The sequence below is a fragment of the Yersinia antarctica genome (assembly GCF_056636475.1).
In genome coordinates, this window is record NZ_JBSJQF010000001.1 from 600,321 (window position 1) to 625,444 (window position 25,124).

A 25,124-nucleotide genomic window follows, 5' to 3' on the forward strand; every position below is an offset into this window, starting at 1 on the left:
AAAAAGGGTATTTGTTGGTTCAGAGATTCATGTTTTTTCCTTTAAAAACAGATGTCTTTACAAATTGAACCAACTGAACCGACTGAACCAACACCCTTTTGCTTATATAGAAGCATTGATTCGGTTTTGGACTTAGATAACTGACGAGTAATTGGGCGCGTGCTAGGATTAACCCGTACTTTACTAATGGGAATAGGGATATGAAAAAAGCACTTTTAGCGAGCGTTATTGCCGCCATATTATTGACTGGATGCGGCCCAAAAGAGTTAACTCCTGAGCAAAAACAAGAAGTGGAAAGTCTCAAAAGTGAGCTTTCACAGACAGAAAAAGAAATAACCGAGGCAGTAGAGCGACAGAGTCAGCACATGGGTGGGTTAATCAAAAATCTAACGACTGCCAGGCTTGAAGTGTTGGGAACTAATAAAGCTCTTTTAGAACAGCGTATTAATGCTATTGAGGCTGGAGCTAAGATTGACGTAACAATTAGTGGTATTAAACCAAATCCAGAGGTTGCCGCAGCGTTAAAAGCTGAAATTGATGAGCTTGATATCCAAATCAGTGATGCAAAAAAAGAAGTAAGCCAATATAGCGGCGGTCTAATCCAGGCGTTGAAACTGTCTACTGTTGCGACACAGGAACAGACTAGGGCGATGCTACAGCAACGGTATCTTTCTGCGACGTATGGATTAGCTGAGGTGAAGGTACCTAACGAGCAAGCAAGTACGGCTGTTACAGTAAAACAAACTGAGCAAGCCGCACCAGCAACCACAAGCGCACCATTACTTCCCCCAGGCGAAGGGCCGTTCGGCTTAGAAGCCGGGTTATCTAAAAAGAATATTGAAGATATGACTGGAGAAAACCTCAAGCCAGTGGCAGATCGCGCGAATCTTTACACCTCTGAGTCGCTACCTAAGCAGAACGCTGATTTCGATGCTTACGGACTTCTTATTTCTCCTACGGCTGGCTTATGTCAAATCAGAGCCATTGGTAAAAACGTTGATACTGATCGTTATGGTATTGCTCTGAAATCGAAATATGAAGAACTGAGTGGTTCACTATCCTCCATTTACGGTAAGGCTGAGAAAAATGATTTCTTGCTGTCTGGTTCAATCTGGAAAGAGCCTCAAGACTGGATGATGGCATTGAATAAAAAAGAGCGATTCTTGTCAGCGGAATGGAAAGGGACAAAAGAAGTCCCACTGAAAAACAATTTACATTCCGTATCTGTGGAAGTCAGGTCAAATGATCCTGGTAAGGGATATGTTTTCCTTCAATATGATTTCAATAACAGTGATATTTGCAAAGAAGAGATCGATGGTGTTAAGAAAAGTTCACTGTAAGCAGTAACTTCAATGATAACCAGCCCCGCGATGCGGGGTTTCTACGCTAAATATCTTCCTTGAACGCAACCTAAAGCTTGGTTATTCAGTTGTAGGGGTATCTACATAGTTACGAGTCGTAAATTGCGCACTGCGAACCAACCTCACGCTTAAACGCGCAGTTATAAAAATCCCCCGGAAACGAAACCCGAATCCAATGCGCAAAATAGCCTGTAACCATTGCCAGCTCTGCTATCACGGTACGCAATTCGCAAAATAAATTCACAATTCGCAGTTAAATACGCATATTATTTCGTATTCAGTTTGCGCACGATTCGCAGTTTATGCGCAATGATCCGCAGGGGTAACGCCAGTGAGAGACAGAACGCGCAGCTATACAACGGATTTACCCCGTATCGGTCTGCCATTCCTGGCTAATATGCGGCGCAGCTTGGCAGATACAGCACTGGGTACGCAGATTAGCTGTCAGACAGAGAGCGGAACACTTTATTCATTCAGTCAGGCAGATGGGTATGCTATGACCATCAACGGTGTGACGCGAGCAATCAGAATCACCACTACACGGGCAGGCTTCGGCGTTCGCGAGTGGTATTTATGCCCGCATTGCGTTAGCCGTGTAGCTAAGCTGTATATCGGTTCAAAAGATATCGCTTGCAGGAAGTGTTGGGGGCTACATTACGCCAGCCAGAGCGAGGACAGATTGGGAAGAATGCGCATGATGTTGCGCCGCCAGCGATATGCTATATGGGGGAATACAGAACAAACCCGTAACCTGACTATTTCCCCGTATTTATTTCCAAAACCAAAGGGCATGAGATGGGAAACGTTTGAGCGAAAGCTAGCCCGGTTGATAGCAAGTGAGCAGGCATATTGGCGGGTGTTCAGTCCATTAGTGGATAGGATAACCGGGCATATACGGTAGTAACCCGTCGAACTGACGATATAATGACCGTACATCACAGCCAGCCAGGATAATCATGACCCCACGCGAGATAGAGTTGCTCACCATTGCCAAGTTAGAGCATGAAGGCCACCAGCTCACCCAAGCAGACCATCGAGAGATACACCGTTCAATACAGAATGGCATTGCTTACCGCGCCAGATACCGCAGCATGATGACCAGCCCGGCCTACCAGTGGAAAAAATCAGCGCCGCGCAGGTGATTTTTATCGGTACGCAAAGTGGTACGCGATAATAACACAGCAGTAAAGTGCGTACCGTCGAGACCCGTGCCAGTCCTGATATCAGCGAATATAGTACGCAAAATTAAAGCGAGTTACCGGGTAATACGAAACCGATTCGAGGTTCGCGCACCGCCGCGCCCGAAAAGGAATTGCGATATCACAATCCCACCAGCGAGGCCGCACCATGTTAGACCGCCAAACGTTAGAGCTGACCATACTCAAGATTGCCCGCCAGAAAGGTGAGCCGCTTGACAGGCACACGCTGTGTACCATTCGCAATAGTGTCGCCCAGGCACTTCAAGCGAAAGAACGACACAAGCAAAGGATGACGACGCCAGAGTATCAGTAGAAGAAGCCGGCTCCACGCAGATAGCTGAGTTTTTATAGTTAATAAGGGAGTACGGTATTGTCATCTATGGTCATCAAGCGAATGAGCCTCGGATGAACATAAAGCTTTTCACGCCCTGCCGTTATCTCATGAAGAATGCCGATGTCGCAAAGTTGCTTCAAATAAACAGAGGCTGTTTGACGCTTAACCACTCCTTGATCGGTCAGGTTAGATATGCGGCAATATGGTTGCTCAAAAATAATCTGTACCAACTCATGACTATAGATTTTTGGCAATGACTCTCGAATGTGGTGAGCAGTTACTTCAAGCAATTTCCTAACCGCCGCAATTTTATCTGTTGTCCATTTTGATGTTTCCTGAACGGCCTCTAGCATAAAAATTATCCAGCGTTCCCAGTCACCAGAGGCCGTCACCCCGCGGAGTCGCTCATAGTAATCGGCCTTATGTGCGACTATATATCGGCTGAGATAGAGGACGGGTAGCGTTAGCAGGTTCTTTTCAATTAGGAACAAGATATTAATAATGCGTCCTGTCCTCCCGTTCCCATCTGAAAATGGGTGGATTGCTTCAAACTGGTAATGTGCAATCGCCATTTTCACTAACGGATCGACATCATCATCCGCGTGAATGAATTTTTCCCAGTTGCTAAGAAGGTCACGTATCACAACTTCACCTACTGGCGGTGTGTAAACAACGGTCTTCTCACTACTCACCAGAGCCGTACCGGGAATTTTGCGGATATCCATGTCAGTATTTTTCAATGTGCTACAAATACCGATGGCTGTAGACGTGCACAATGGGCGCTGCTCAAGATGACGAAACCCATCATAAAGCGCAGTGCGATAGCGTAGGGCCTCTTTCGTTGCCGGATCGGCTTGACTGTCCTCTTGAGAAAACTGAAAAAGTTTATCGGATGTTGTCACGATATTTTCAATTTCAGACGAGTCTTTGGCCTCCAGTAAGGGGATTAAATTAATCAACAACCCTTGGTTGGGTAGTAACTCTCCTGCTTGTTTTAGCTCAGCCAGTGCGGCCCGAGCTTTGATGCATGATTTCAGCACAGGGATGGACTCCATCAGCTCACTTTTTGGTGGCAGAGGCGGGAGTTGGTTAAAGGCTTCTTGAGGATCCCAATTCATATGTTTAAAAACCCCGTAGTTATCGACACGTTTTCCTGACATGTCGACACCATAAACATATCTCCAGAATATGTCGATAAAAACGAACTAAATCGACACGTTTTAGTGTTATGTCGATAAGGTGAACATATCTAGTCTTATAGTGATGGCCACACCGGCTTACGAATGGACGAGGCAGACACCTCGGAGGTGATGCGCTATCTGGTTGAACATCAATTTCTAAAAACTTAGGTACAGCCAACTAAACGCCACAGGCCGCTGCTATCTTCGCAGGTGTACCCGCCTGACGTCTCCAGGCGCTGTAAATATCCTTATCCCACGCTTTACCCGCCTTAGTCTGATAACCGGCCTCATTGAGCCGCTCAGAGATGATGCGCCCATTGTCCAAACCCTCGCGGATAGTCTGAGCAACCACAGCCACTACAGCAGCTTGATTGTATGGATGTGGGGGAATGCCTTGCTTACCTCCCCCCAGAGCAGCCGCAGCCGTTTCCAGTCGCTTAACCAGCGCCAACATACGATTATCAACGTTACTGTCTGGCTGGTTAATTTTGTGGCGTACCGCATCAATGAGCCACGCCGTTTTATCTGAACCGGAATCGCTCACGGCAGCAGTAAATGATTCGACCAGTTCAGCGGGAAGGCGAAAGGTTACAGACAGGGATTTACTCATAATAACCACCAGCATCAAGGGAATATAAAACCATTTTACTACTGTAAGACAACGTAAGACAGTATTGATATTCTACATGTGGGATTATCCCGTATGTAGACTTTGCAAGTCAGCAATACTGACACACAAATGTTAAAGTTCAGTCTGGTAAGAGGGTCATATCTACGGCGAAGCTGAATAAAGACCGCAAGAAGTACGGGTGTTGTGATATCGCAATACCTTACCGAGAAGGTGAAGAGCGAGCTGAGGATTTGGTACGCAAGCAGGTACGCAGCAAAATAATGCTTTTGAGTGCGTCACTTAAAGCGGGCAACCGTCATGAATTTAAGACTGTTTAGGACGGATTAGAATCCTAAACTTACGCAAACCTGCACACACCAAGGTTTTGTTGCAAACTGACGATAACTCACGTCTTAAATTTTATGTGGGTTTATGTGGGTTATTGTAGCGGTTCATTGCCGCATGATTAGTTATATTAAGATTGTCATTTCGAAAGCATCAATAACCTGCCGCCTATTGGTGCGCATGGCTTTAATGGGAATCTCCACTAGCATGACAGCAAACTAAAATCGGTATCCATTGGCGAGGTATCCAAACTGGTATCCACCGAAATGCATGGTTTCCACTGGTGGGGTGTCCACGGTGGTTTCCAGCCAAAAGCACCATTAAAACCTGTGACCCCAATTCAGGTTTGGCCACTACGGTTAATCAATCCGCACCACTTCCCCCTCAATGGCTTCATGCTTCCCGCCATCGTCACGCATAACCACACAGGAACCGGGCAAAGCATAGCGCGAGACGTTACACCACACGCCGCGCCCACCACCTGACTGTGTAGTATCCTGCCTTTGCTCATAGCTGGTTATCTTTTCCAGCAGGCCCGCTTTAACCATTGATTCCAGCGTTCGCCGGGTAGACTCAATATAGTGACTGTTTTCGAATGCCCCGGTACCGAAAAGCATGTATGCCACCCCGGACACATCGAGCGGAGGTGCGCCAATCTCACCTGTTACCCATTCGAGGTTGCCCGGTTCGTAATAGCTCAATATTTCTTTTTTACGGTTTGTCATTCTCATGGCGGGGTAATTCCTTAATGTGGGATACATCTATCCTACAATAAAAATAATTTTTAGGTTCCGATTTGGATCCGGAGCACGGAACCAAACCGAATTGATGGGATAAATTTTGAGTAAAAATGAAAGAACGAAAATCAATATGGGGGCACAAAAAGGGGCATTTTATTTTTTAAATTAAATTTAGTTCATATAAAACAATAAATTAAATTATTATTCTATTCCGGCCTTCGCACCATTAGTATGTAAATAGACCTCAACTGAGGTCTTTTTTTATGCCTAAAATCCAGTCGCCGCAAGGCTCCTCTCGCTTTTTCAGTCAACATAAGTCAACCTGATTCAATCTACATCAACTTACTGATGTGGGTACAATTGTGGGTATATCCCGCTTCGATAATGTTTGTACCCACACAGAACCTTTGAAAGGATATTCAACATGGCTCTGAGTGATGTGAAGGTTCGTACAGCCAAGCCTGAAGCTAAAGCTTATAAGCTCACAGATGGCGACGGCATGGTGTTGCTGGTTCATCCTAACGGTTCAAAGTACTGGCGCTTACGTTATCGCTTTGATGGTAAGGAGAAGATGCTGGCATTGGGTATATACCCTGAGGTGACTCTTGCTGATGCCAGGGCGCGACGTGATGAAGCCCGTAAGCAGTTAGCAAATGGCATTGACCCTAGTGATAAAAAGAAAACAGATAAGATCGAGCAAGCTGAAACTCGAACATTCAAAGAAGTTGCAATTGAATGGCATGCTACGAATAAGAAGTGGTCGAAGGATCATAGCAATCGTGTTTTGAAAACCCTCGAGGACAACCTCTTCCCCTCTATCGGTAAATGCAATATTACCGAACTTAAAACCCGCGATTTGCTGGCACCCATCAAAGCGGTAGAGAAGTCAGGGCGTCTTGAGGTGGCTTCGCGCCTACAGCAGCGCACGACTGCAATCATGCGCTATGCCGTTCAAAGCGGTTTGACCGATTATAATCCCGCGCAGGAAATGGCTGGAGCTGTCGCTACAGCAAAACGACAACATCGCCCCGCCTTAGAACTTAGCCGTACTCCTGAATTACTTCAGCGTATCGATACCTACACCGGCAGACCACTCACTCGTTTAGCTATAGAAATAACGTTGCTTACCTTTATCCGTTCCAGCGAACTGCGTTTCGCCCGCTGGTCAGAGATCGACTTCGAGACATCAATGTGGACGATACCGGCAGATCGTGAACCATTGGAAGGCGTTAAGCATTCCCACCGTGGATCTAAGATGCGAACGCCGCACCTGGTGCCCTTATCTCGACAGGCCCTTGCAGTCCTTGAGAAAATAAAACGGCTAAATGGTAATCGCGATTTAATTTTCGTTGGTGATCACGATCCGCGTAAACCGATGAGTGAAAATACGGTTAACAATGCACTCCGGGTTATGGGCTATGACACTAAGGTGGAAGTCTGCGGTCACGGTTTTAGAACCATGGCCTGTAGTTCATTGATTGAGTCAGGGATGTGGTCGAAGGATGCGGTAGAGCGGCAGATGAGCCATCAGGAGCGTAACTCTGTGCGTGCGTCTTACATTCATAAGGCGGAACACCTAGACGAGCGCAGACTCATGCTGCAGTGGTGGGCTAATTATCTGGATGCTAATCGAGAGAAGGGGGTTAGTCCGTTTGATTTTGGGAAATTGGTGTCTCCGATGTATTAACGACTGTCCCAGAATTAGGTACTTTGAACAAAGCCTGCCACCGCAAGGTGGCAGGCAGACAGCCTTAGTTTTTTATATTTTTATGCAACCAAGGTAACGCGTTGGAACTATTTGATAAAATCGTCTTCGGGTAGAATGAAGTCATCATCCTCTGCGGATACTGTAGTTTTTAAGGAATAACAATGGCTGTTAATCAGGCGAAGATTTTTGAACATCTCGAACAACTTGTAGCAACTCCTGAGCAATACGAATTTATCTACGGTTTTTTAACTGCCTTTGAATTCCCTAAAGCGACCCTGAGTCTGATTCGGCAAGGTGGGGCGCGGAATGTTGCGAAAGAGACTGGTCACGTCGCATTAAAAAATAAACTCTACTACCAGCCAGTGGCGGAGACTGATGATATTGAATTTGTTTTTGAGCAACGTATTGCCGATACGGCTATTGCTAAAAATAAGATCCGCTTCGTTCTGATGACAAATTTTGTTCGTTTTTTAGCCTGGGACACGCTGACACAAGAACGTCTCGACATTGAGTTCGAAGAGTTGCCACGTAACTACGGCTTTTTCTTACCGTTGGTCGGGCTGGAGAAGGCTATTCTTAATAGCGAAAACCCGGCTGATGTGAAAGCCGCTGAGAAAATGGGGAAGTTGTTTGATCTTATCAAAGCGCGTAATGATTTAAGCAAAGCAGAAGATATCCATGCACTTAATGTCTTCCTTACTCGCTTGTTGTTTTGCTTCTTTGCTGAAGATACCGGTATCTTTGAAAAAGGCCAATTCACATCGGCAGTAAAAAGCTACACCGCCGAAGATGGCAGTGATTTAGATCAGTTTCTGACAGACTTGTTTGCCGTGATGAACAGCAACCCGGATAGCAAATTACGCCTGTTACTTCCCATTCATTTGACCGCATTCCCCTATGTTAATGGTGGCCTATTTGCCACTGATGAGCCTGTTCCAGAATTGGGACTAAAGGGGCGACGTATTTTACTTGAATGCGGTGCAATGGACTGGAGCGCTATAAATCCTGATATCTTTGGCAGTATGTTCCAGGCAGTAATTGATGTGGATCAGCGTAGCCGTTTAGGCCAGCATTACACCTCCTACAGCAACATTATGAAGGTTATACAACCTCTGTTCCTTGAACCTCTGCGTAGCGAGTTGGAAAAGCAGCGCACAAATACCAATGGTCTTAAACGATTACTGGTTCGTCTGGGCGAAATTAAAATTTTCGATCCAGCATGCGGTTCAGGTAATTTCCTGATTGTTGCCTATAAAGAACTGCGTCTATTGGAAATGGATGTTATCCGGGCTCTATTGCATAGTGATCCACAGTCGTTCCTTATGAGTAGGATTCATCTCGATCAGTTCTATGGTATTGAGATCGATGACTTTGCCTGTGAGATAGCCCGTTTATCCCTCTGGCTTGCGGAGCATCAGCTAAATAAACAATGGGAAGAACATATTGGTTCAGCACCACCAGCACTACCGTTGCGTTCATCAGGTAAAATTTGGAGTGGTAACAGCCTGAAAATTGATTGGCAGACAGTGTGTCCAAAGGGTGCTGATGATGAAGTTTATGTGATTGGCAACCCGCCGTTTTTAGGAACGTTAGGCCGCTCTGATGAACAGCGTGCTGATATGCAGTCGGTATTTAGAGGTTTCAAGTCATTAGGTGGTTTGGATTTTGTTGCCTGTTGGTTCTGGAAGGGAGCGCAATATATCCAAAATAGCCGTGCTGAACTAGCATTGGTGGCTACAAATTCGCTATGCCAAGGAGAGCAGGTAGCAACTCTATGGCCTTCTGTATTCGAGCTGGGTCTATGCATTCATTTTGCTTACCCGACCTTTGCATGGGCAAATAATGCTCGTGATAAAGCTGCGGTGCATGTGGTTATTGTTGGTCTATCAGGACGAAGCAAAACTCGCCAACTTTACCAACAGGTAGAAGGACATTGGCACAGTAAACTGGTGAACAACATTAGCCCTTATCTGATTGAAGGCAGCAACATAGCCGTGCTGGCAAAATCCAAACCAATAAACGATGCATCTTTTATTATGGTCAAAGGTAATCAAGCTACTGATGGCGGTAACTTGCTGATGAATCGTGCGGAACGCGATATTTTGCTTAGACAAGAACCACAAGCCGCCCCTTGGATTAAAAGAGTTATGGGAGCGGATGAGTTTCTCAATGGCAAAGAGCGCTGGTGTTTATGGTTGGCAGATATTACCAATACAGAGCTTCAGTCGATGCCACTTGTCTTAAACCGAGTCCAAAAAGTAGCAGAAGCACGGCGTAAAAGCCCAGACAAAGGCGCTCAGAAAATGGCTGAGCGCCCTCATCAATTCAGAGATTTAAATAATCCAGATGATTATATTTTGATACCTAGTGTTTCGTCAGAGCGACGAACCTATGTTCCTATTGGCTTTTATGATGCCAGTGTAATTTCAACTAATCTTAATTTCATTATTCCCAATGGCACTTTATACGAATTTGCCATCCTGACCTCGCTAATGCACAACGACTGGATGCGACTGGTAGCAGGGCGTCTTGAGAGTCGCTACCGCTATTCAGCAACAGTCGTTTACAACCCCTTCCCTTGGCCTGGTGTGACTGATGAACAGCGTAATTCGCTTATTGCATTGGCAAAAAAAGTATTACTGACGCGGGAAAATTACCCAGAAAATACTCTAGCTGAGTTGTATGACCCGTTAAAGATGCCCGCTGACTTGCTGGAGGCCCATCAGGCACTGGATAAGGCTGTTGACCGCCTCTACCGTGATAAACCATTCAAGGACGCCACTGAGCGTTTAAGCTGCCTTTTAGAACGCTATGAATCACTGACTAAAGCATAAAGTTTCGCTCTTCCAGACAGGGCATACAGAGGATTGCATTGTGGACAATATTTTACAGGTGACTTACGGACAGACCGGGCAAAGTGCGCAGCTTAATGATCTTGGTATGCGGGAAATGCAGGCTCGGGCCTTTGAGCAGCGCAGCAGCTCTTATCTACTTATCAAGGCTCCACCAGCGTCTGGTAAATCAAGAGCATTAATGTTCCTTGCCCTGGATAAACTCGTCAATCAGGAATTACGCAAAGCTATTGTCGCTGTCCCAGAAATGTCTATTGGTGGTTCTTTTAAAAATACCGATCTCAAGAAGCATGGTTTTTTCGCCGATTGGAAAGTGAAACCTGAAAATAATTTGTGCATTGGCGGTGGGGAGGCTGGGAAGGTTGAAGCGTTTAAGCGTTTTATGGCAAGTTCCGACGATATTCTGGTTTGTACTCATGCCACCCTGCGCTTTGCTTTCGATAAGTTGAACATTGAATCATTTAACGATTGTCTGGTGGCTATAGATGAGTTCCATCATGTCTCTGCGGATGAAAACAACCGTTTGGGTAATCTGATTGATGCACTGATGCAAGGTTCTGATGCGCAGATTGTTGCGATGACGGGCTCTTATTTTCGAGGGGATACCGTCCCCATCCTGCAACCCGAAGATGAATCCCAGTTCACGAAAGTGACCTATACCTACTACGAACAGCTCAATGGATATCAGTATTTAAAATCTTTAGGTATTGGCTACCATTTTTATCAGGGGCCATACATCAAAGCACTACCTTCGGTACTGGATGCCAGCAAAAAAACCATTATCCATATTCCCAATGTTAATTCCGGCGAATCAACAAAAGATAAACATGCCGAGGTTGATGCCATCCTGGATGCGCTGGGTGAGGTGCAACAGCAAGAGCCAGATACCGGTATCTATCGAGTGAAACGCAAAAGCGATGGCAAATTGTTGCGTGTAGCGAATCTGGTTGATGATAACCCGGCGGAAAGGCCGAAGGTTCAGGCGTATCTGCGTAACATTCAGTCTGCTGAGGATATGGATATCATCATTGCATTAGGCATGGCGAAAGAGGGATTTGACTGGCCTTTCTGTGAGCATGTGCTGACGATTGGTTATCGCAGCTCTATGACTGAAATCGTGCAGATTATTGGGCGTGCTACACGAGATTGCGAAGGTAAGACCCACGCGCAGTTTACAAACCTTATAGCTCAACCTGATGCGCAAGATGATGACGTTAAAGTATCGGTAAACAACATGCTTAAGGCTATCACCACCTCGTTACTGATGGAGCAAATCATGGCTCCAAACATTCAATTTAAACCGCGATCTCAATGGACTGGTGAGCCATTGCCTGCCAATACGGTTCTGGTTGATGATCATGTATCACCGATATCAGATAAGGTACTGACAATCCTTAACGGCGGAAAAAACGAGATCCTGGCAGCCTTAATGGCGAATGAGCAGGTGGTTAAAGAGGCTATCACCGAATCAACACCGCCTGAAGTAATCACTCAGGTAGTGTTACCATCGGTGATACAAATGCTGCACCCTGACTTGACTGAGTACGAACTAGAACAGGTGCGCAGTGGTATTTTGCAGAGTCTTTTTGTGGGTCAATGCGGGGGTCTTGTGGATGAATCAGATTTACCGCCGGGTGCCATTATCGATAAAACCCCTGGTCAGCGTACCGGTAGTTCGAATGACTCGTTAAATGTTAACCACCAGTTTTTAAAAATGGGTGATAAATTCATCAATATTGAAAATCTGAATATTGACTTGATTGATGCGGTGAATCCTTTTCATGGTGCTTACGAGATTTTGTCAAAATCAGTCACCGCGACGATGCTAAAAACGATTCAGGAAGCAGTCAGAGCAAATCAGGCGCAGGTATCTGAGGAAGAAGCAGTGATGCTCTGGCCTAGAATTAAAGCATTTGCCAGTGAACATCAGCGGGAGCCATCACTTAATGCCAGCGATGCGATAGAGGTTCGTTATGCTGAAGCATTGGCCTATATCCGAAAAATGAAACAACAGCGCGCTGTGCGACAGGAGCTGTAACTTATGCTCAGGCTTTCTCCTGTTCAACCTCGTCAAAAGGCGACCATTGACGATATTTTTTCTGAAGCTGATGATCTAGGTTTACTGGTGGTTGAACCCCTGAAAATGTACTCATCTACCGGTAATCTGTCTGTCAGTCGATTAGAAGAGATTAATGCCTTTTATGTGGTTCACGGCCATCCTCCTCTAACCGATTCGGAGGAGTTTAAAGAAACGCTACTTGCTCAACGTTTGAGAGCACTCAGGGATAACAAACAATGCCATGAGGTGTTGCAGCCGTTTGATATTCACGGCTTACTTGCGGGTGCAAACACCGATAATATCCATGAACCATCGGCATCATTATCAGCCCCCCCTGTCGTGGTTGATAAATCTGAGTTGGTCACCTCGCTGGACGATATCTTTGCAGATGACGATGATGGGCTACTCTCATTTTCTGCACCCGATATTTTCGCCTTAAAACATGTCCCTATTGAAAAGAAAGCTCAGCCGGATGAGATTGCAAAACGGCAACCTTGCCCCGATTTCTATCGCTTTGCCCCACTGTTTGGGACCGTCCAAAATGGCCTAAAAACGGGAGAGTTTTCATTTGTACGTTTCCGCCATGAGTTAAAAATTCATGAAGGTGATTTTTTTATCCTCAATGGAGTGATGGGCTATGTAGATAAAGTCGGTGAGCGGTTAGATGAGTACGGTCCTTGGAATGCCCGATTGCATCTAGTATTCGAAAACGGGACTGAGTTGAATATGCTTTTCCTCTCACTTACACATGGTCTTGTTCGTGATACGGAAGGCCGTAAAGTTGTGCTGAATGGACATGCGATCCGACCTGATGAGACACCGGTTCCGACGGGATTTGTCTATGTACTTGCCACGCATAGCAATCAACCCGCTCTTCAACGTTATAAATCTGATTTGTATAAAATTGGCTTTACCGAAGGAACGGTCGAAGAGCGCATTAAACATGCGGAAAAGGATAAAACCTTTCTTGAGGCACCAGTGCGGATTGTCATGACCACACAATGCTTCAATATCAACACCCAAAAACTGGAAGCGCTTATTCATGGATTTTTAGGAGCACAGCGACTGAGTATCACGCTACGGGGAAAAGATGGCCAGAACTACCATCCACGTGAATGGTTTTATGCGCCTTTAGCAACCGTGCTGACGGTGATTAAGCATATTCTTGATGGCACTATCTCGCAATACAGGATGGATAACACCACTGGAAAAATTGTGGCTAAGCGAGACGTTAACCATCTATAGCGCTTTTTGGTGAGCAAATTCTTTGGAATACCGTAAGGAACGTTAAAAAGAAAGGTGGCAATACGGAAATTGAAATGAAGGAAGATACTTCCTGTTGTATTACTTCGAGTATTTTTCAAGCGAGTACAGGAAATACCATTTAGTTAAGTACAAAGAATCGTTACTCACGTCAAACAACTTCAATTCAGTATTAATATAATAATCAGGTACATATTGAAGTGTATATTGGCTAATTAAAAAAGAAAATTTCGATTTTTGACCGATACATAACTCGTGACTTATGCACATGGAGCTGACTTTGGATACAACAGGAACCACCCCGGAATCTCAACAGTATATCAAATTAGTTGCTGAAGAAGCTTTATCACAACTTGAGCAAATATCCGTTGCTGCTGTACGGAAACTGAGTAACGGCCGAACTAAAGGCGCAGATGCCCTTGCTAGCGTTAATACGATGACGTCAAGCTCTGCGATTTATAATCTTGAGCATATTGGGCAAACAAACCGCGAGAGCTATGAGGTCCTGCTGAATGAACCTGCCATCGCGCGAATCGTGGTAATTGATGAGCAAAACGTTGAGCGAACATATTATATTTGTCGTTCGACCCCTTTATCAGGTTTCTCTAACCTTGCCAGTTATCGTGCTCCAATAGGACGGTTGGCTTCCCTGGAGATTGGTGCCGAATTCACACTTCCCGATGGGTCGATTGTGGAAGTTTTAGAGCGAGCTAAACTGAGGCCGGAGCAACAGCTAGATGGTTGGGATTCTCGCGATACGATCATTGAATCTGCGGAATTTGGACCACTGACGGTTGAATCATTGCGTGTAGAGTTAACCAAAATTTTTGGTGAAGGGGAAACGGAAGATCTACTGGAACAGTTACTCGCGGAAGAAACGTCCAGGATGAACATCATTGACGGTGTTCGTCGCGCTGTAATAACCAAGATGGGACTCAGGGATCAGCCTATTTTGGATCAATATCAGGATGAGATTTTCCGACTTCCTCTTGATACTCGTTTACTTATTTTGGGTCCTCCGGGGACAGGTAAAACGACAACGCTGATTAGGCGTTTGGGGCAAAAACTCGATTTGGATTACCTTGATGAAGATGAAAAACGACTTATAAACTCTGTTACCCCTTCACACATTTCGCACACTGCAAGTTGGCTCATGTTCACGCCGACAGAATTGCTTAAACAATACCTTAAAGAAGCATTCGCGCGCGAAGGGATCGTTGCTTCAGACATGCAAATTCAAACTTGGCACGATTATCGACGTGAACTCGCCAGAAGTTCCTTTGGAGTACTTAGAACAGCTTCTGGCAGGGGAAGTTTTATCTTCAAAGATGATTTATCTAGTTTGTCAGAAGATGCTTTGGCGAAACCTATAGATTGGTTCAGCGATTTTGATGGATGGCAGCGAAGGGAGTTTCTACGCGCGTTACGAGAGGCTGCTGATCAATTAGGTAATGCAGAATCGGCCGAGGTACAGCGTTTGGCCTTTCGGCTATCAGGGATTTTGGCTGATGCCAGTGAGCAGGATTTTGATACCACCTTTGGCAGGCTTGCCCCTGAAATTTCGATTGTACAAGGGTTGGTTTCTTCCTTGAAAGAATCTTCTGATGCCAAGATAAAAGGTGCCCTAACCCTTCAGGTGAATCGAAACCGATTCTTCCTTGATGATCTCGCTCGATTTATTGCCAGCTCACCTCAAATTCAAACGACTAATGCAGATGAGCAGGATGATAATGATGACGATGAAGATAACAATACTTCTCGAACAGGACGTATTGCTGCGGTAAATGCGTTTATGTCTGCAGTGCGTGCTCAAGTCCGAGCCGCTGTTTTGAAGCGAACTGTAAGTAAAACAACTCGTAATGGACAAATTCTGGAATGGCTGGACGGACGTGGCCTTCCTGATAAAGATTGCATAAGTGTTGGGACTAGTTTGCTTGTACAAGGCTATGCTCGGCATTTTAGCAATCCCCTCAAACGTTATCTGGATGGTATTCCCAAAAACTATCGTACATTTAGGCGTGAGCGCCAAAAAGAAGGTTTGTGGTATCAAGGGGGCAGCTTTGATGCACGTGAGATTCACCCGCTTGAACTTGATGTTATTTTACTCGCAATTTTGCGTACTGCGAATAGCTTACTTAGTAGTCCTCGTATACAGCGTGATATAGATAACCCTGCCTGGACAGCGCTAAAACCAATTATTGATCTCTATCGCAATCAAATATTAGTTGATGAGACGACCGACTTTTCTCCAATACAGTTAGCTTGCATGGCTGCATTGACAAATCCGCGTTTAAATTCATTTTTTGCTTGTGGTGATTTTAATCAACGACTGACAACCTGGGGTTCGCGTTCGATTAAAGAGCTAGAATGGGTTTATCCCGCCCTGGAGGTTAAGTATGTATCTGTTCCTTACCGTCAGAGCAAACAACTAAGTGATCTTGCCTGTAGTGTCACAGATATAGTCGGTGGAACAGTGAGTGATTTCGCATTTCCTGCGTATATGGATCCGAATGGGGTTCAACCGGTATTACTAGAACAAGCAGACCAAAAAATATGTATTACATGGTTAGCTGATCGTATTCGTGAAATTGAACATTTTGTAGGCCAGTTACCATCAATTGCCATTTTTGTGAATGAAGAAAGTGATGTTGAACCGTTAGCTACAGCTTTAAATACTACTTTGGCTGAGTACAACATTCCAGTTGTGGCATGTCATGAGGGGCAAGCAGTAAGCTTGGAAAGTAACGTCCGCGTGTTTGATATCCGACATATCAAAGGGTTGGAGTTTGAGGCTGTTTTCTTCGTAAGTGTAGATAAGCTTGCTATTCAGCAGCCAACACTATTTGACAAGTACCTCTATGTTGGCACTACACGTGCGGCTACCTATCTGGGCATGACTTGTGAGGGGGCATTGCCCCAGACTATTGAAGTTTTACGTCCCCACTTTGGGCTGCATTGGGGCCAGGATACCTGAATGTAGTTAATCAGACCAACGCCATGGCGTTGGTCTGATTGAGAAATCGAGGGGGGAGGCGAAGTACATCTAGGTTTTTTAGAGGCCATACAGACAGGCCAGAATTAGTGTTTCCGATGAAATAAATCTACAACATTTGATTGTTCATTTTCTTTCACCTCTGGTGTCAAACTATTCTTGAGCTTAATCTTTGAATTAATATCAAGAAGTGGTTTGTCTGCCAGGTAACTACGAGGAAGCGAAAGAATATCTTCAACATCAACACGTGACATACTCAGCGACTCAAGCAATGTTGATTTTGAGAACGTGTTTGTTTCAAACAACAAATTAACACATCGTGGAAGTAACCTCACCGACTCTGGCTTACGTAGATCATCAAGTGGCTCACCTTTTCTCCAGCCACGAGCTGAAACACTTTTATAAAGACGTTGATACTCAAGCGGAGAGATAAGCTCCAGTGATTTAGCCCGATGGATCATCGATTGAGCAGACATTCCCCAGCGAGTTTTCAGTGAAATAAAATTCTCCAGAGTTGGGTAAGGTGGCAATTCTATCGAAAATGCTTCTTCAGGCAGCATTAAGCATGCCGCAAACTTATGAGCCTGCTCTTCAATTGGCTTAAAATTAATAGAATCAAGCCGCTCAACATATCGATGCAATACGATGTGACCAAGCTCGTGCGCAGCATCAAAACGACTTCTATAGTAATTATTTTTGTCGCTTGCAAGAATGATGTAAGGACGAGCTTCTGACTCATTCCATTGAGAATAACCATCCATCATCGCACTCCCCTGCTCAAAACGAGAGCAGACCACACCCGCATTCTCGATAATCAAGAGCAGATCAGTGATTGGCGCAATACCTAGCCCCCATTGCTGGCGGCATTTGGCTGCCATGATTTCAATCATTTCATCATCGATTGCCCGGTAATCTGTGACTTTCAGATATGGAACATCAACGTCTGGATAATCCAGATATTCCTGTAATATTGCCGAAATCTCCTGCAGCCATCCCATATACCGCTCGGAAGCATTACACAGATCTTTAGCTGTGCTTGCCATTGTCCGGAAAAATACGGGGTTATTTTCTTTCACAACAACAGGTTTGGTAAACCAAGTGACAGGACAATTTAGAACCTGTCCCAAGTTAGCAATAACTTCAGCATCAGGAGAATGGCTGCCATTCTCCCATTTCGTAATCGTAGAAGGGGAACGGTCAACCAAACGGCCTAAATTAATTTTAGATAACCCTCGAGCTTCGCGAAGTTGGGTTAGTCTCTCTGGCTGAAAACCTGTAATTCCCACTCTCATAATTTCACCACGTTAGTTTTCCTGTTCCTTCAGGCGTTTCTTTAGTTGAGGAATAACTTTATCAGGTATAACCACAGCCTGCTCATTATGATAAAGCTCAAGCAACTCGGCTACAGAACGGTTAAAGTGATACCCCTTCATGTTCGTAAAGGGTACGACAATCCTTAAATCCAGCATGCTATCTTGCGAGTGGCTGTGGGGGGGATTGATATTTAAAACGAACATTCCAAGTGTGCCTACACCACCTTCAGACTCCGCACGTTCACTAAATAAATCTGGTGTGTATCCCTCAAAATTCTCGTTTAACTCCGCCAGTAATGAACGATGCTTCGCACCTCGAATACTTGCTTCATCATAGTTCAGCCCAATTCGGCTGATCTTGACACCTGCTGAGTTAAGGACGATATAACTCTCACCTTTAGGCGTCGTGTCAACATCACTACAAACAATCCCGGAATTTTCTGCAGCCCGACGAAATGCAGCATTTAGAAGATAATGCCGAGCCTGAGGGCGAAAGCGGGTTTGCTCTGGCTCACCAAGTTTTGCGATGTTTCCCATCGTAAGTGCATTTGTAGCCACATACGCCGTATACAACTCTTCCTGGATGTTAAGCCAGAATTCTCGTTGAAAGGCATTAACGATCACCGCGCTAATATCTTCCTGCACATCGCTCTTACTCATTTAGATACCCCGATTGCGTTAAGCAGATTTAATGATAGTTTTTTTTCGTTTTGACAGCAAGCAGAGTTCTTCAGTCGGGGGAATGAAACTGTCGTTTAGAAAAGATCATTCTTTGGGAAACTGTTATTGACACCAATTCTTCCCAACACAAACAAATTATTGCGATCGTGTTCGCATCGTGGACAATGCAACACCATGTGTTGAACTTATATCAACGAAATCAATAATTTTTATTAAGTCATGGGATGAGCAATGGACACGAATACTCAGGGTTTTGCGTCATATTGGCGCAATTCCTTAGCAGATGCCGAGTCTGGCAAAGGGGCATTTGAGCGCAGGGATACAGAGGCATTCACCCAGTGGATGGATATCACTGCGGGACGATTGAATGAGGAAATTGTTCGCGCGTTTTTTGAGGGGGAAGTCGATACGGTTAAAACCGTTGAAGTGATGCTACGCCCACAAGTGTGGATCCGCCTGATACAGCATGGCAAAGAGCGGACGGCTGGAGTTCCTGGTATCGTCACTCCGTTAGTGACATCTGCTCTCCTGAACCGTGAAGGATTTTTATTCCCCATTGGGGCAACCACCATTCCTCGTGATCTACTCGAACCGCTCCCTAAAGGCACCTTCTCAATTGGCGAGATGGCGCAATATGACAAATACAAAACCACGCATGATTCGATCACCTTCGGTGAGGATGATGAACAGCAACGCCGTGAGGAAAATGACGAACAGCGAGCTGAACGTTATGCAAAGCATCAGCTGCAGTGGCAAAAGTATCTAACTGAGTCAAATCATCTCCTAAAGAACGTGGCCGAAACATGGCTCTCTACCCACGAGCAATACGAACCCGCTGGGTACCCCCCATGTCAGGGTAGTTGTCGCCTCTAACTGAAAACATCCAAGGGGCTGGAGACAACAAGAATGAAAACGTATTCACCTGAGCTTAAAGCCGCTGTGATTGCCAGAATGATGCCACCACACAATCAGCCGGTTGTTCAGATTGCACGCTCTGAGGGGATCCCTGTCAATACGCTTTACACCTGGCGCTCCAAGGCAGGTATTTCGACCGCGAGCACCCACGTTGAGGTAAAAACCCCGCAGCAATGGTCCCGTGAGGCTCGTTTTGCCATCCTGGTTGAAACGGCACCTCTTTCCGCCCATGCTGTTGCTGAGTACTGTCGCCGTAAAGGGCTCTACCCTGAGCAAATTCAGCAGTGGAAGAATGAGATAATGCAGCCAGATCCGCGTGAAGAGAAAGCACTCGTCAAGAAACAGCAAAACGAAATTCATCAGCTTAAGCGTGAAATTGCCCGCAAGGATAAGGCGTTGGCTGAGGCTGCGGCATTGCTGATATTGCAAAAAAAGTTCAAGGCGTTGTTCGTCGAGGAAAACGGGGACGAATGACGCCGACTCCGGACAGGCTGCGATTGATGACAATCGTAAAGGAAGCCGTTGCTGCAGGCGCGAGGCTGAGCGAGGCTTGCCAGTCTATTGGGCTTAGTGAGCGAACATTACAGCGTTGGGGAAAAGGGACGCATGACCGCAGACCCACGGCGTCACGGCCCATCCCGAAGAACAAACTCACTGCCGAAGAGGAACAACAGGTTTTAGCCCTCTGTCATGAACTGCGGTTCGCCAGCCTGCCACCGACGCAAATCGTTCCTTTGTTGGCGGATGAAAAGCGCTATATCGCCAGTGAGTCAACGTTTTATCGGATACTAAGACGTGCTGGCGAAACAACGCACCGTGGTCGGCAGAGGGTAGCGCAAAGCAAGCCGCTATCGACCTGGAGGGCGACGGCACCGAATCAGGTGTGGTCATGGGATATTACCTGGCTGAGGTCGCTGACGGCAGGACACTGGTTCTATCTGTACCTGATAGAAGACGTGTTCAGCCGCAAAATCGTCGGTCACGAGGTTCACTTGGTTGAAAGTGGTGAGCATGCGGCAGAGCTGATGAATCGGACAGTGCTGAGCGAACGCTGTTGGCAGGAGCCGCTGGTACTGCATGCGGATAACGGAGCCCCGATGAAGTCACAGGTGCTGCAGGTAAAGCTTGCGGAACTTAAGATAACCCCGTCGCACAGCCGGCCACGGGTGAGCAACGATAACGCGTATGTTGAATCGCTGTTCAGGACGTTGAAATACGTGCCGAGCTGGCCGGAGAAGGGCTTCGCGACGCTGGAGGATGCGCAGGCGTGGGTAGAAACCTTCGTTGGCTGGTATAACGAAGAACATCGGCACAGTGGTATCCGTTACGTCACACCAGGGCAATGACACAGAGGTGAAGATCGGGCACTACTGGCGCAGCGTAAATCGGTCTATGAAGCGGCGAAAATGCAGAATCCACATCGGTGGTCAGGTTCAACGAGAAACTGGCACCGGCAGGATGAGGTCTGGTTAAATCCGGAACGTGAAACGTTGGCCGCATGAATTAACTGAGGCGACAACTACCTTGACACGCGCCGGGTATGGTTATGTTATCAAAGCGAACCAACCCGGAGGGGCCAGTATCCATATCTTGCCCATGTACGATCATCTGCTGTCGTGCAAAAAAGAGGTTCCATTACTAACGCGCTTTGCTTCGACTGAAATGCCATCTGTAGAATCTCTCCTTGCCGCCAATGCAATGTTCTGTGAGCGTCTGGGGCATTCCGGGGATGAGTTCCCGTTGGCAATGGCGCAGCGAGATGCCCTAAGCCATTATCTCACTCAGCAATCTGGCGATATCCTCGCGGTGAATGGTCCGCCGGGAACCGGAAAAACCACTCTGGTTCTCTCTATCATTGCTACTGAATGGGCAAGAGCGGCCCTCAATAAAACCGAGCCGCCGGTGGTGATTGCCACCTCAACCAATAATCAGGCTGTGACCAATATTATCGAAGCCTTCGGTAAGGATTTTTCCACTGGCACCGGAGCTATATCCGGGCGCTGGCTGCCTGAGCTAAAAAGCTATGGCGCTTACTTCCCGTCTTCTAGCCGTAAGGCTGACGCAGCGAAAAAATACCAGACGGATGATTTTTTTAACCGCGTTGAATCTCTGGAGTACGTTGAAGAGGCACAGATCTTCTATCTAGAGAAGGCAAGGGCGGCGTTTCCATCGTCGGATTGCAGCTCTCCCGAACGCGTCGTGGATCTTCTACACGAATGTTTAATCGAGCACTCCGAGCAGCTTAAGCAAATCAAGCCCGCATGGGATAGTCTGAACCTTATTCGTAAGGAACGGACCGCCATCAGCGAAGATCTCGACCAGTACGTCAGGACAAAAATACGTTACTGCTCGGTAGCACGAATGAAATCGCTTTTTTGAACCAAGGCAAAAAACAGTGGCGGCAATATCGTGCGGGTGAGTCGATAGTGTATGCATTCTTCTCTTGGCTCCCCGCAGTCCGTACAAAGCGTCACTACCAGATTAACCTCTTCCTGGACGAGGCGTTTGGCACAAGAATGGCTGCGTTTCGGGGGACCGCACCTGAAGGTATCGACGCGTATATCGACGACCTTGTTGCCCTGGTGCAAACAGAACGGGATGGATATCAGCAGCAAATCGATCTTGCCCAAGACGTCTCCCGACGCGAAAGTGAGGCTGCCCGATATTGGCATGAACTGACCCACTCACTAGGGCATACGAGCGAAGAGGAGCTGAGCCTGGCTGGAGCTGATGAGCTTGCCGATATGAAGCTCCGCTTCCCGGCATTCCTGTTGGCGACCCACTACTGGGAAGGTCGTTGGCTGATGGATATGGCGACGATTGATAATCTTCAAAAAGAAAAAGGCCGTAGAGGGGCGAAAAGCGTGAAAGCCCGCTGGCAGCGCAGAATGAAGATTACTCCTTGCGTCGTGATGACCTGCTACATGCTGCCTAACCATATGAAGACCTGTGAGTTTGTCGGTGGGGCTAAGAAATTTGATGACAACTATTTATATAATTTTGCCGACTTGCTGATAGTGGATGAAGCGGGGCAGGTGCTCCCCGAAGTGGCTGCAGCCTCCTTCGCACTAGCGAAGAAAGCGCTAGTGATTGGCGATACGGAGCAGATTGCGCCCATCTGGAACAGTTTACCTAGCATTGATATCGGCAATATGGTGGAAGAGAACATTCTCCCCGGCGGTACCCAGGAAGAGCTCACGGATGCCTATGCACTGGTGTGTGATTCAGGGAAAAGTGCAGCATCGGGCAGCGTAATGAAGATTGCCCAGTTTAATTCTCGCTATCACTACGATCCGGATTTAGCCCGTGGGATGTATTTGTACGAGCACCGCCGCTGCTTCGATAATATTATCGGCTACTGCAATACTCTGTGCTACCACGGCAAGTTACAACCAAAGCGGGGAATCGAAAATGAGACGCTTTTTCCTGCGATGGGATATCTGCATATTGATGGTAAAGGCATGCAGGCAAACAGTGGGAGTCGCTATAACGCTTTTGAGGCAGAGACAATAGCGGCCTGGCTAACGGCTCACAAAGAAGAAATCGAGCGTCATTACCACAAACCGCTGCATAAAGTAGTTGGGGTCGTGACGCCATTTTCAACGCAGGTGAACGCTATTAAAGCAGCGTTACGCAAGCTCGACATTAACTGTAGCGGTGATGAGGATTCGCTAACGGTTGGTACAGTGCACTCGTTGCAGGGGGCAGAAAGAGCGATCGTGCTCTTCTCCCCGGTCTATTCGAAACATGAAGATGGTGGGTTTATCGACAGCGACAGTAGCATGCTGAACGTTGCCGTATCCCGCGCTAAAGATAGCTTCCTGGTCTTTGGTGATATGGACCTGTTTGAGATCCAGCCTGGCTATTCGCCACGTGGATTGCTGGCAAAATACCTGTTTGCTTCCACTAGCAATGCATTGCAGTTTGAGTTTCAGGAGCGCAAAGATTTAAGCGCGGAACAAACGCAGATCTCAACTTTGCACGGCGTGGAACAGCATGATGCATTTCTGAACCAGAGCTTTAGCACTATCGTGAAGAGCATTACCATCGTTTCCCCTTGGTTGACCTGGCAAAAGCTGGAACAAACAGGCTTTCTGGCGTCGATGATCCAGGCGAGCTCACGCGGCATTGATATTACTGTAGTAACGGACAGAAATTTTAATACCGAACACTCTAATTATGAAAAGCGCAAAGAAAAGCAGCAGCGTCTTAACGATGCAGTGGATAAGCTAACCGAGATGGGCATCACTACGAAGCTGGTCAATCGAGTTCACAGTAAAATTGTGATTGGGGATGAAGGGCTACTATGTGTGGGATCGTTTAACTGGTTCAGCGCTGCGAGAGAAGGTAAGTATCAACGGTACGATACGTCGATGGTGTACTGTAGTGGTCAACTAAAATTGGCCACGGTAGTAGACTGTTCATAGAACAGCCGTTCGGATTCATTGGGCGTTAAGCCTCCGTTGTACCAGTGCGGGCGAAGTTCGCTGTAGTAACCCGTTATATATCGGGTGATTGCATTTCTGCCCTCCCCGAAGCTCTGGTAACCTGTCGTCGGTACCCATTCGGATTTCAGACTTCTGAAAAATCGCTCCATTGGCGCGTTGTCCCAACAGTTCCCACGCCGGCTTAGGCTCTGTTTTATCCGGTAACGCCACAGCAACTGACGGTATTTTTTACTGGTGTAATGACTGCCCTGATCGCTGTGGAACATCACTCCGCCTGGGCGTCCCCTGAGTTCCCATGCCATCTGTAACGCTTTACCCGTTAGCGCTGAGTCAGGTGAAAACGACATCGCCCAGCCTATGGGCTTGCGGGCAAACAGATCCAACACCACAGCCAGATAAGCCCAGCGCTTACCTGTCCAGATATAGGTCACATCGCCACACCAAACCTCATTCGGTTGGGTTACTGCAAACTGCCGCTCCAATAGATTCGATATATCAACATGCTCCTGCCCACCCCGTTTATATTTGTGTGTGGGACGCTGGCAACTTGTCATGTTCAGCTCTGCCATCAATTTTCCGGCAAGCCAACGCCCCAGTTTTACGCCCTTATTCGTCACCATTATGGCGATATTTCGGGCACCGGCTGACCCGCCGCTAGCATGCCAGACTTCGTTAACCAGGCTGCGTTTAATGGTGCGCTCGACATCTGGGACGCGTTCTCTGTTATGCCAGTACCGATAGCTGCTACGCTGAACATCAAAAGCCTTACACAGTGCTTTTACCGAATAAAGCGCTCTCAATTTATCGACTATCGCGAACTGTTCAACGAGTCCGACATCAAGAGAGCGGTGGCCTTTTTTAGAATTTCGTTCTCCATTTCAAGACGTTGAATCCTTTTCTTCATTTCCCGAAGTTCTATTTGTTCAGGCGTCAGTGGAAGCCCAACGGGGGTTTTACCCTGACGTTCCAATCTGAGCTTACCCACCCATCGGCTAAGGGCGGAAAGACTGACATTCATGGCTTTAGCGGCCTCCGAATGAGAGTATTTCTGGTCAACAACCAGCTTTGCCGCTTCGAGTTTGAATTCAGCCGTGAAATATTTGGTCATGGATCACCTGTAAAG

General features: G+C 46.6%; 14 protein-coding genes and 3 pseudogenes. 11 read left to right on the forward strand and 6 right to left on the reverse strand.

Features of this window, described 5'->3' with window-relative positions; translation table 11 throughout:
* Window positions 1–200: 200 nt before the first annotated feature.
* The 3 genes from ACWJJO_RS02750 (at window position 201) to ACWJJO_RS02760 (ending at window position 2,503) form a co-directional block, all read left to right on the forward strand.
* Window positions 201–1,340, forward strand: coding sequence for a hypothetical protein (locus ACWJJO_RS02750; RefSeq protein ID WP_481090602.1), 1,140 nt, complete (start codon window positions 201–203; stop codon window positions 1,338–1,340).
* A 352-nt stretch (window positions 1,341–1,692) separates the two neighbouring features.
* Window positions 1,693–2,262, forward strand: a complete 570-nt coding sequence (locus ACWJJO_RS02755; RefSeq protein ID WP_481090603.1) for a hypothetical protein — start codon at window positions 1,693–1,695, stop codon at window positions 2,260–2,262.
* A 55-nt stretch (window positions 2,263–2,317) separates the two neighbouring features.
* A complete protein-coding gene (locus ACWJJO_RS02760) occupies window positions 2,318–2,503 on the forward strand; it encodes a hypothetical protein (protein ID WP_481090604.1) in 186 nt (61 codons plus the stop codon).
* A gap of 408 nt (window positions 2,504–2,911) precedes the next feature.
* Here the strand turns inward: ACWJJO_RS02760 and fic are convergent, their stop codons facing one another.
* The 3 genes from fic to ACWJJO_RS02775 all read right to left on the reverse strand — a co-directional run bounded on the left by fic (window position 2,912) and on the right by ACWJJO_RS02775 (window position 5,761).
* Window positions 2,912–4,012, reverse strand: coding sequence for a protein adenylyltransferase Fic (fic, locus tag ACWJJO_RS02765; protein ID WP_481091556.1), 1,101 nt, complete (start codon window positions 4,010–4,012; stop codon window positions 2,912–2,914).
* Between the two features lie 241 nt (window positions 4,013–4,253).
* A complete protein-coding gene (locus ACWJJO_RS02770) occupies window positions 4,254–4,685 on the reverse strand; it encodes a hypothetical protein (RefSeq protein WP_481090605.1) in 432 nt (143 codons plus the stop codon).
* A gap of 704 nt (window positions 4,686–5,389) precedes the next feature.
* Entirely contained in the window at window positions 5,390–5,761 is a 372-nt protein-coding gene (locus tag ACWJJO_RS02775; protein WP_481090606.1) for a hypothetical protein, read from the reverse strand.
* A 433-nt stretch (window positions 5,762–6,194) separates the two neighbouring features.
* On the opposite strand from ACWJJO_RS02775, the gene ACWJJO_RS02780 reads away from it, so the two are divergent.
* The 5 genes from ACWJJO_RS02780 (at window position 6,195) to ACWJJO_RS02800 (ending at window position 16,626) form a co-directional block, all read left to right on the forward strand.
* A complete protein-coding gene (locus tag ACWJJO_RS02780) occupies window positions 6,195–7,457 on the forward strand; it encodes a tyrosine-type recombinase/integrase (RefSeq protein WP_481090607.1) in 1,263 nt (420 codons plus the stop codon).
* Window positions 7,458–7,639: 182 nt separating this feature from the next.
* A complete protein-coding gene (locus tag ACWJJO_RS02785; RefSeq protein WP_481090608.1) occupies window positions 7,640–10,312 on the forward strand; it encodes a DNA methyltransferase in 2,673 nt (890 codons plus the stop codon).
* A 40-nt stretch (window positions 10,313–10,352) separates the two neighbouring features.
* A complete protein-coding gene (locus tag ACWJJO_RS02790; RefSeq protein ID WP_481090609.1) occupies window positions 10,353–12,368 on the forward strand; it encodes a DEAD/DEAH box helicase in 2,016 nt (671 codons plus the stop codon).
* A 3-nt stretch (window positions 12,369–12,371) separates the two neighbouring features.
* Window positions 12,372–13,634, forward strand: a complete 1,263-nt coding sequence (locus ACWJJO_RS02795) for a GIY-YIG nuclease family protein (protein ID WP_481090610.1) — start codon at window positions 12,372–12,374, stop codon at window positions 13,632–13,634.
* Between the two features lie 298 nt (window positions 13,635–13,932).
* Window positions 13,933–16,626, forward strand: coding sequence for an ATP-binding protein (locus tag ACWJJO_RS02800; protein WP_481090611.1), 2,694 nt, complete (start codon window positions 13,933–13,935; stop codon window positions 16,624–16,626).
* 104 nt (window positions 16,627–16,730) lie between these two features.
* On the opposite strand, the gene ACWJJO_RS02805 is transcribed toward ACWJJO_RS02800, so the two are convergent.
* Window positions 16,731–17,936, reverse strand: coding sequence for a helix-turn-helix domain-containing protein (locus ACWJJO_RS02805; RefSeq protein WP_481090612.1), 1,206 nt, complete (start codon window positions 17,934–17,936; stop codon window positions 16,731–16,733).
* Between the two features lie 12 nt (window positions 17,937–17,948).
* Window positions 17,949–18,617 (reverse strand): hypothetical protein, encoded by a 669-nt coding sequence (locus tag ACWJJO_RS02810; RefSeq protein WP_481090613.1) that lies wholly within the window; start codon window positions 18,615–18,617, stop codon window positions 17,949–17,951.
* A 252-nt stretch (window positions 18,618–18,869) separates the two neighbouring features.
* On the opposite strand from ACWJJO_RS02810, the pseudogene ACWJJO_RS02815 reads away from it, so the two are divergent.
* From ACWJJO_RS02815 to ACWJJO_RS02825, 3 pseudogenes are all read left to right on the forward strand, one after another.
* Window positions 18,870–19,475, forward strand: a pseudogene (locus ACWJJO_RS02815) (DNA helicase); the annotation flags it as partial.
* Between the two features lie 69 nt (window positions 19,476–19,544).
* Window positions 19,545–21,055: pseudogene (locus ACWJJO_RS02820) on the forward strand (IS3 family transposase).
* A 31-nt stretch (window positions 21,056–21,086) separates the two neighbouring features.
* Window positions 21,087–23,980: pseudogene (locus ACWJJO_RS02825) on the forward strand (AAA domain-containing protein); the annotation flags it as partial.
* Here ACWJJO_RS02825 and ACWJJO_RS02830 read toward each other — a convergent pair.
* Window positions 23,944–25,109 (reverse strand): IS3 family transposase gene (locus tag ACWJJO_RS02830; RefSeq protein ID WP_481090614.1). Its coding sequence is split into 2 segments (ribosomal slippage): window positions 23,944–24,854 and window positions 24,854–25,109, totalling 1,167 coding nucleotides; the frame shifts between segments, so codons are not numbered across the junction. The pseudogene ACWJJO_RS02825 and the gene ACWJJO_RS02830 overlap by 37 nt on opposite strands.
* Window positions 25,110–25,124: the final 15 nt, after the last annotated feature.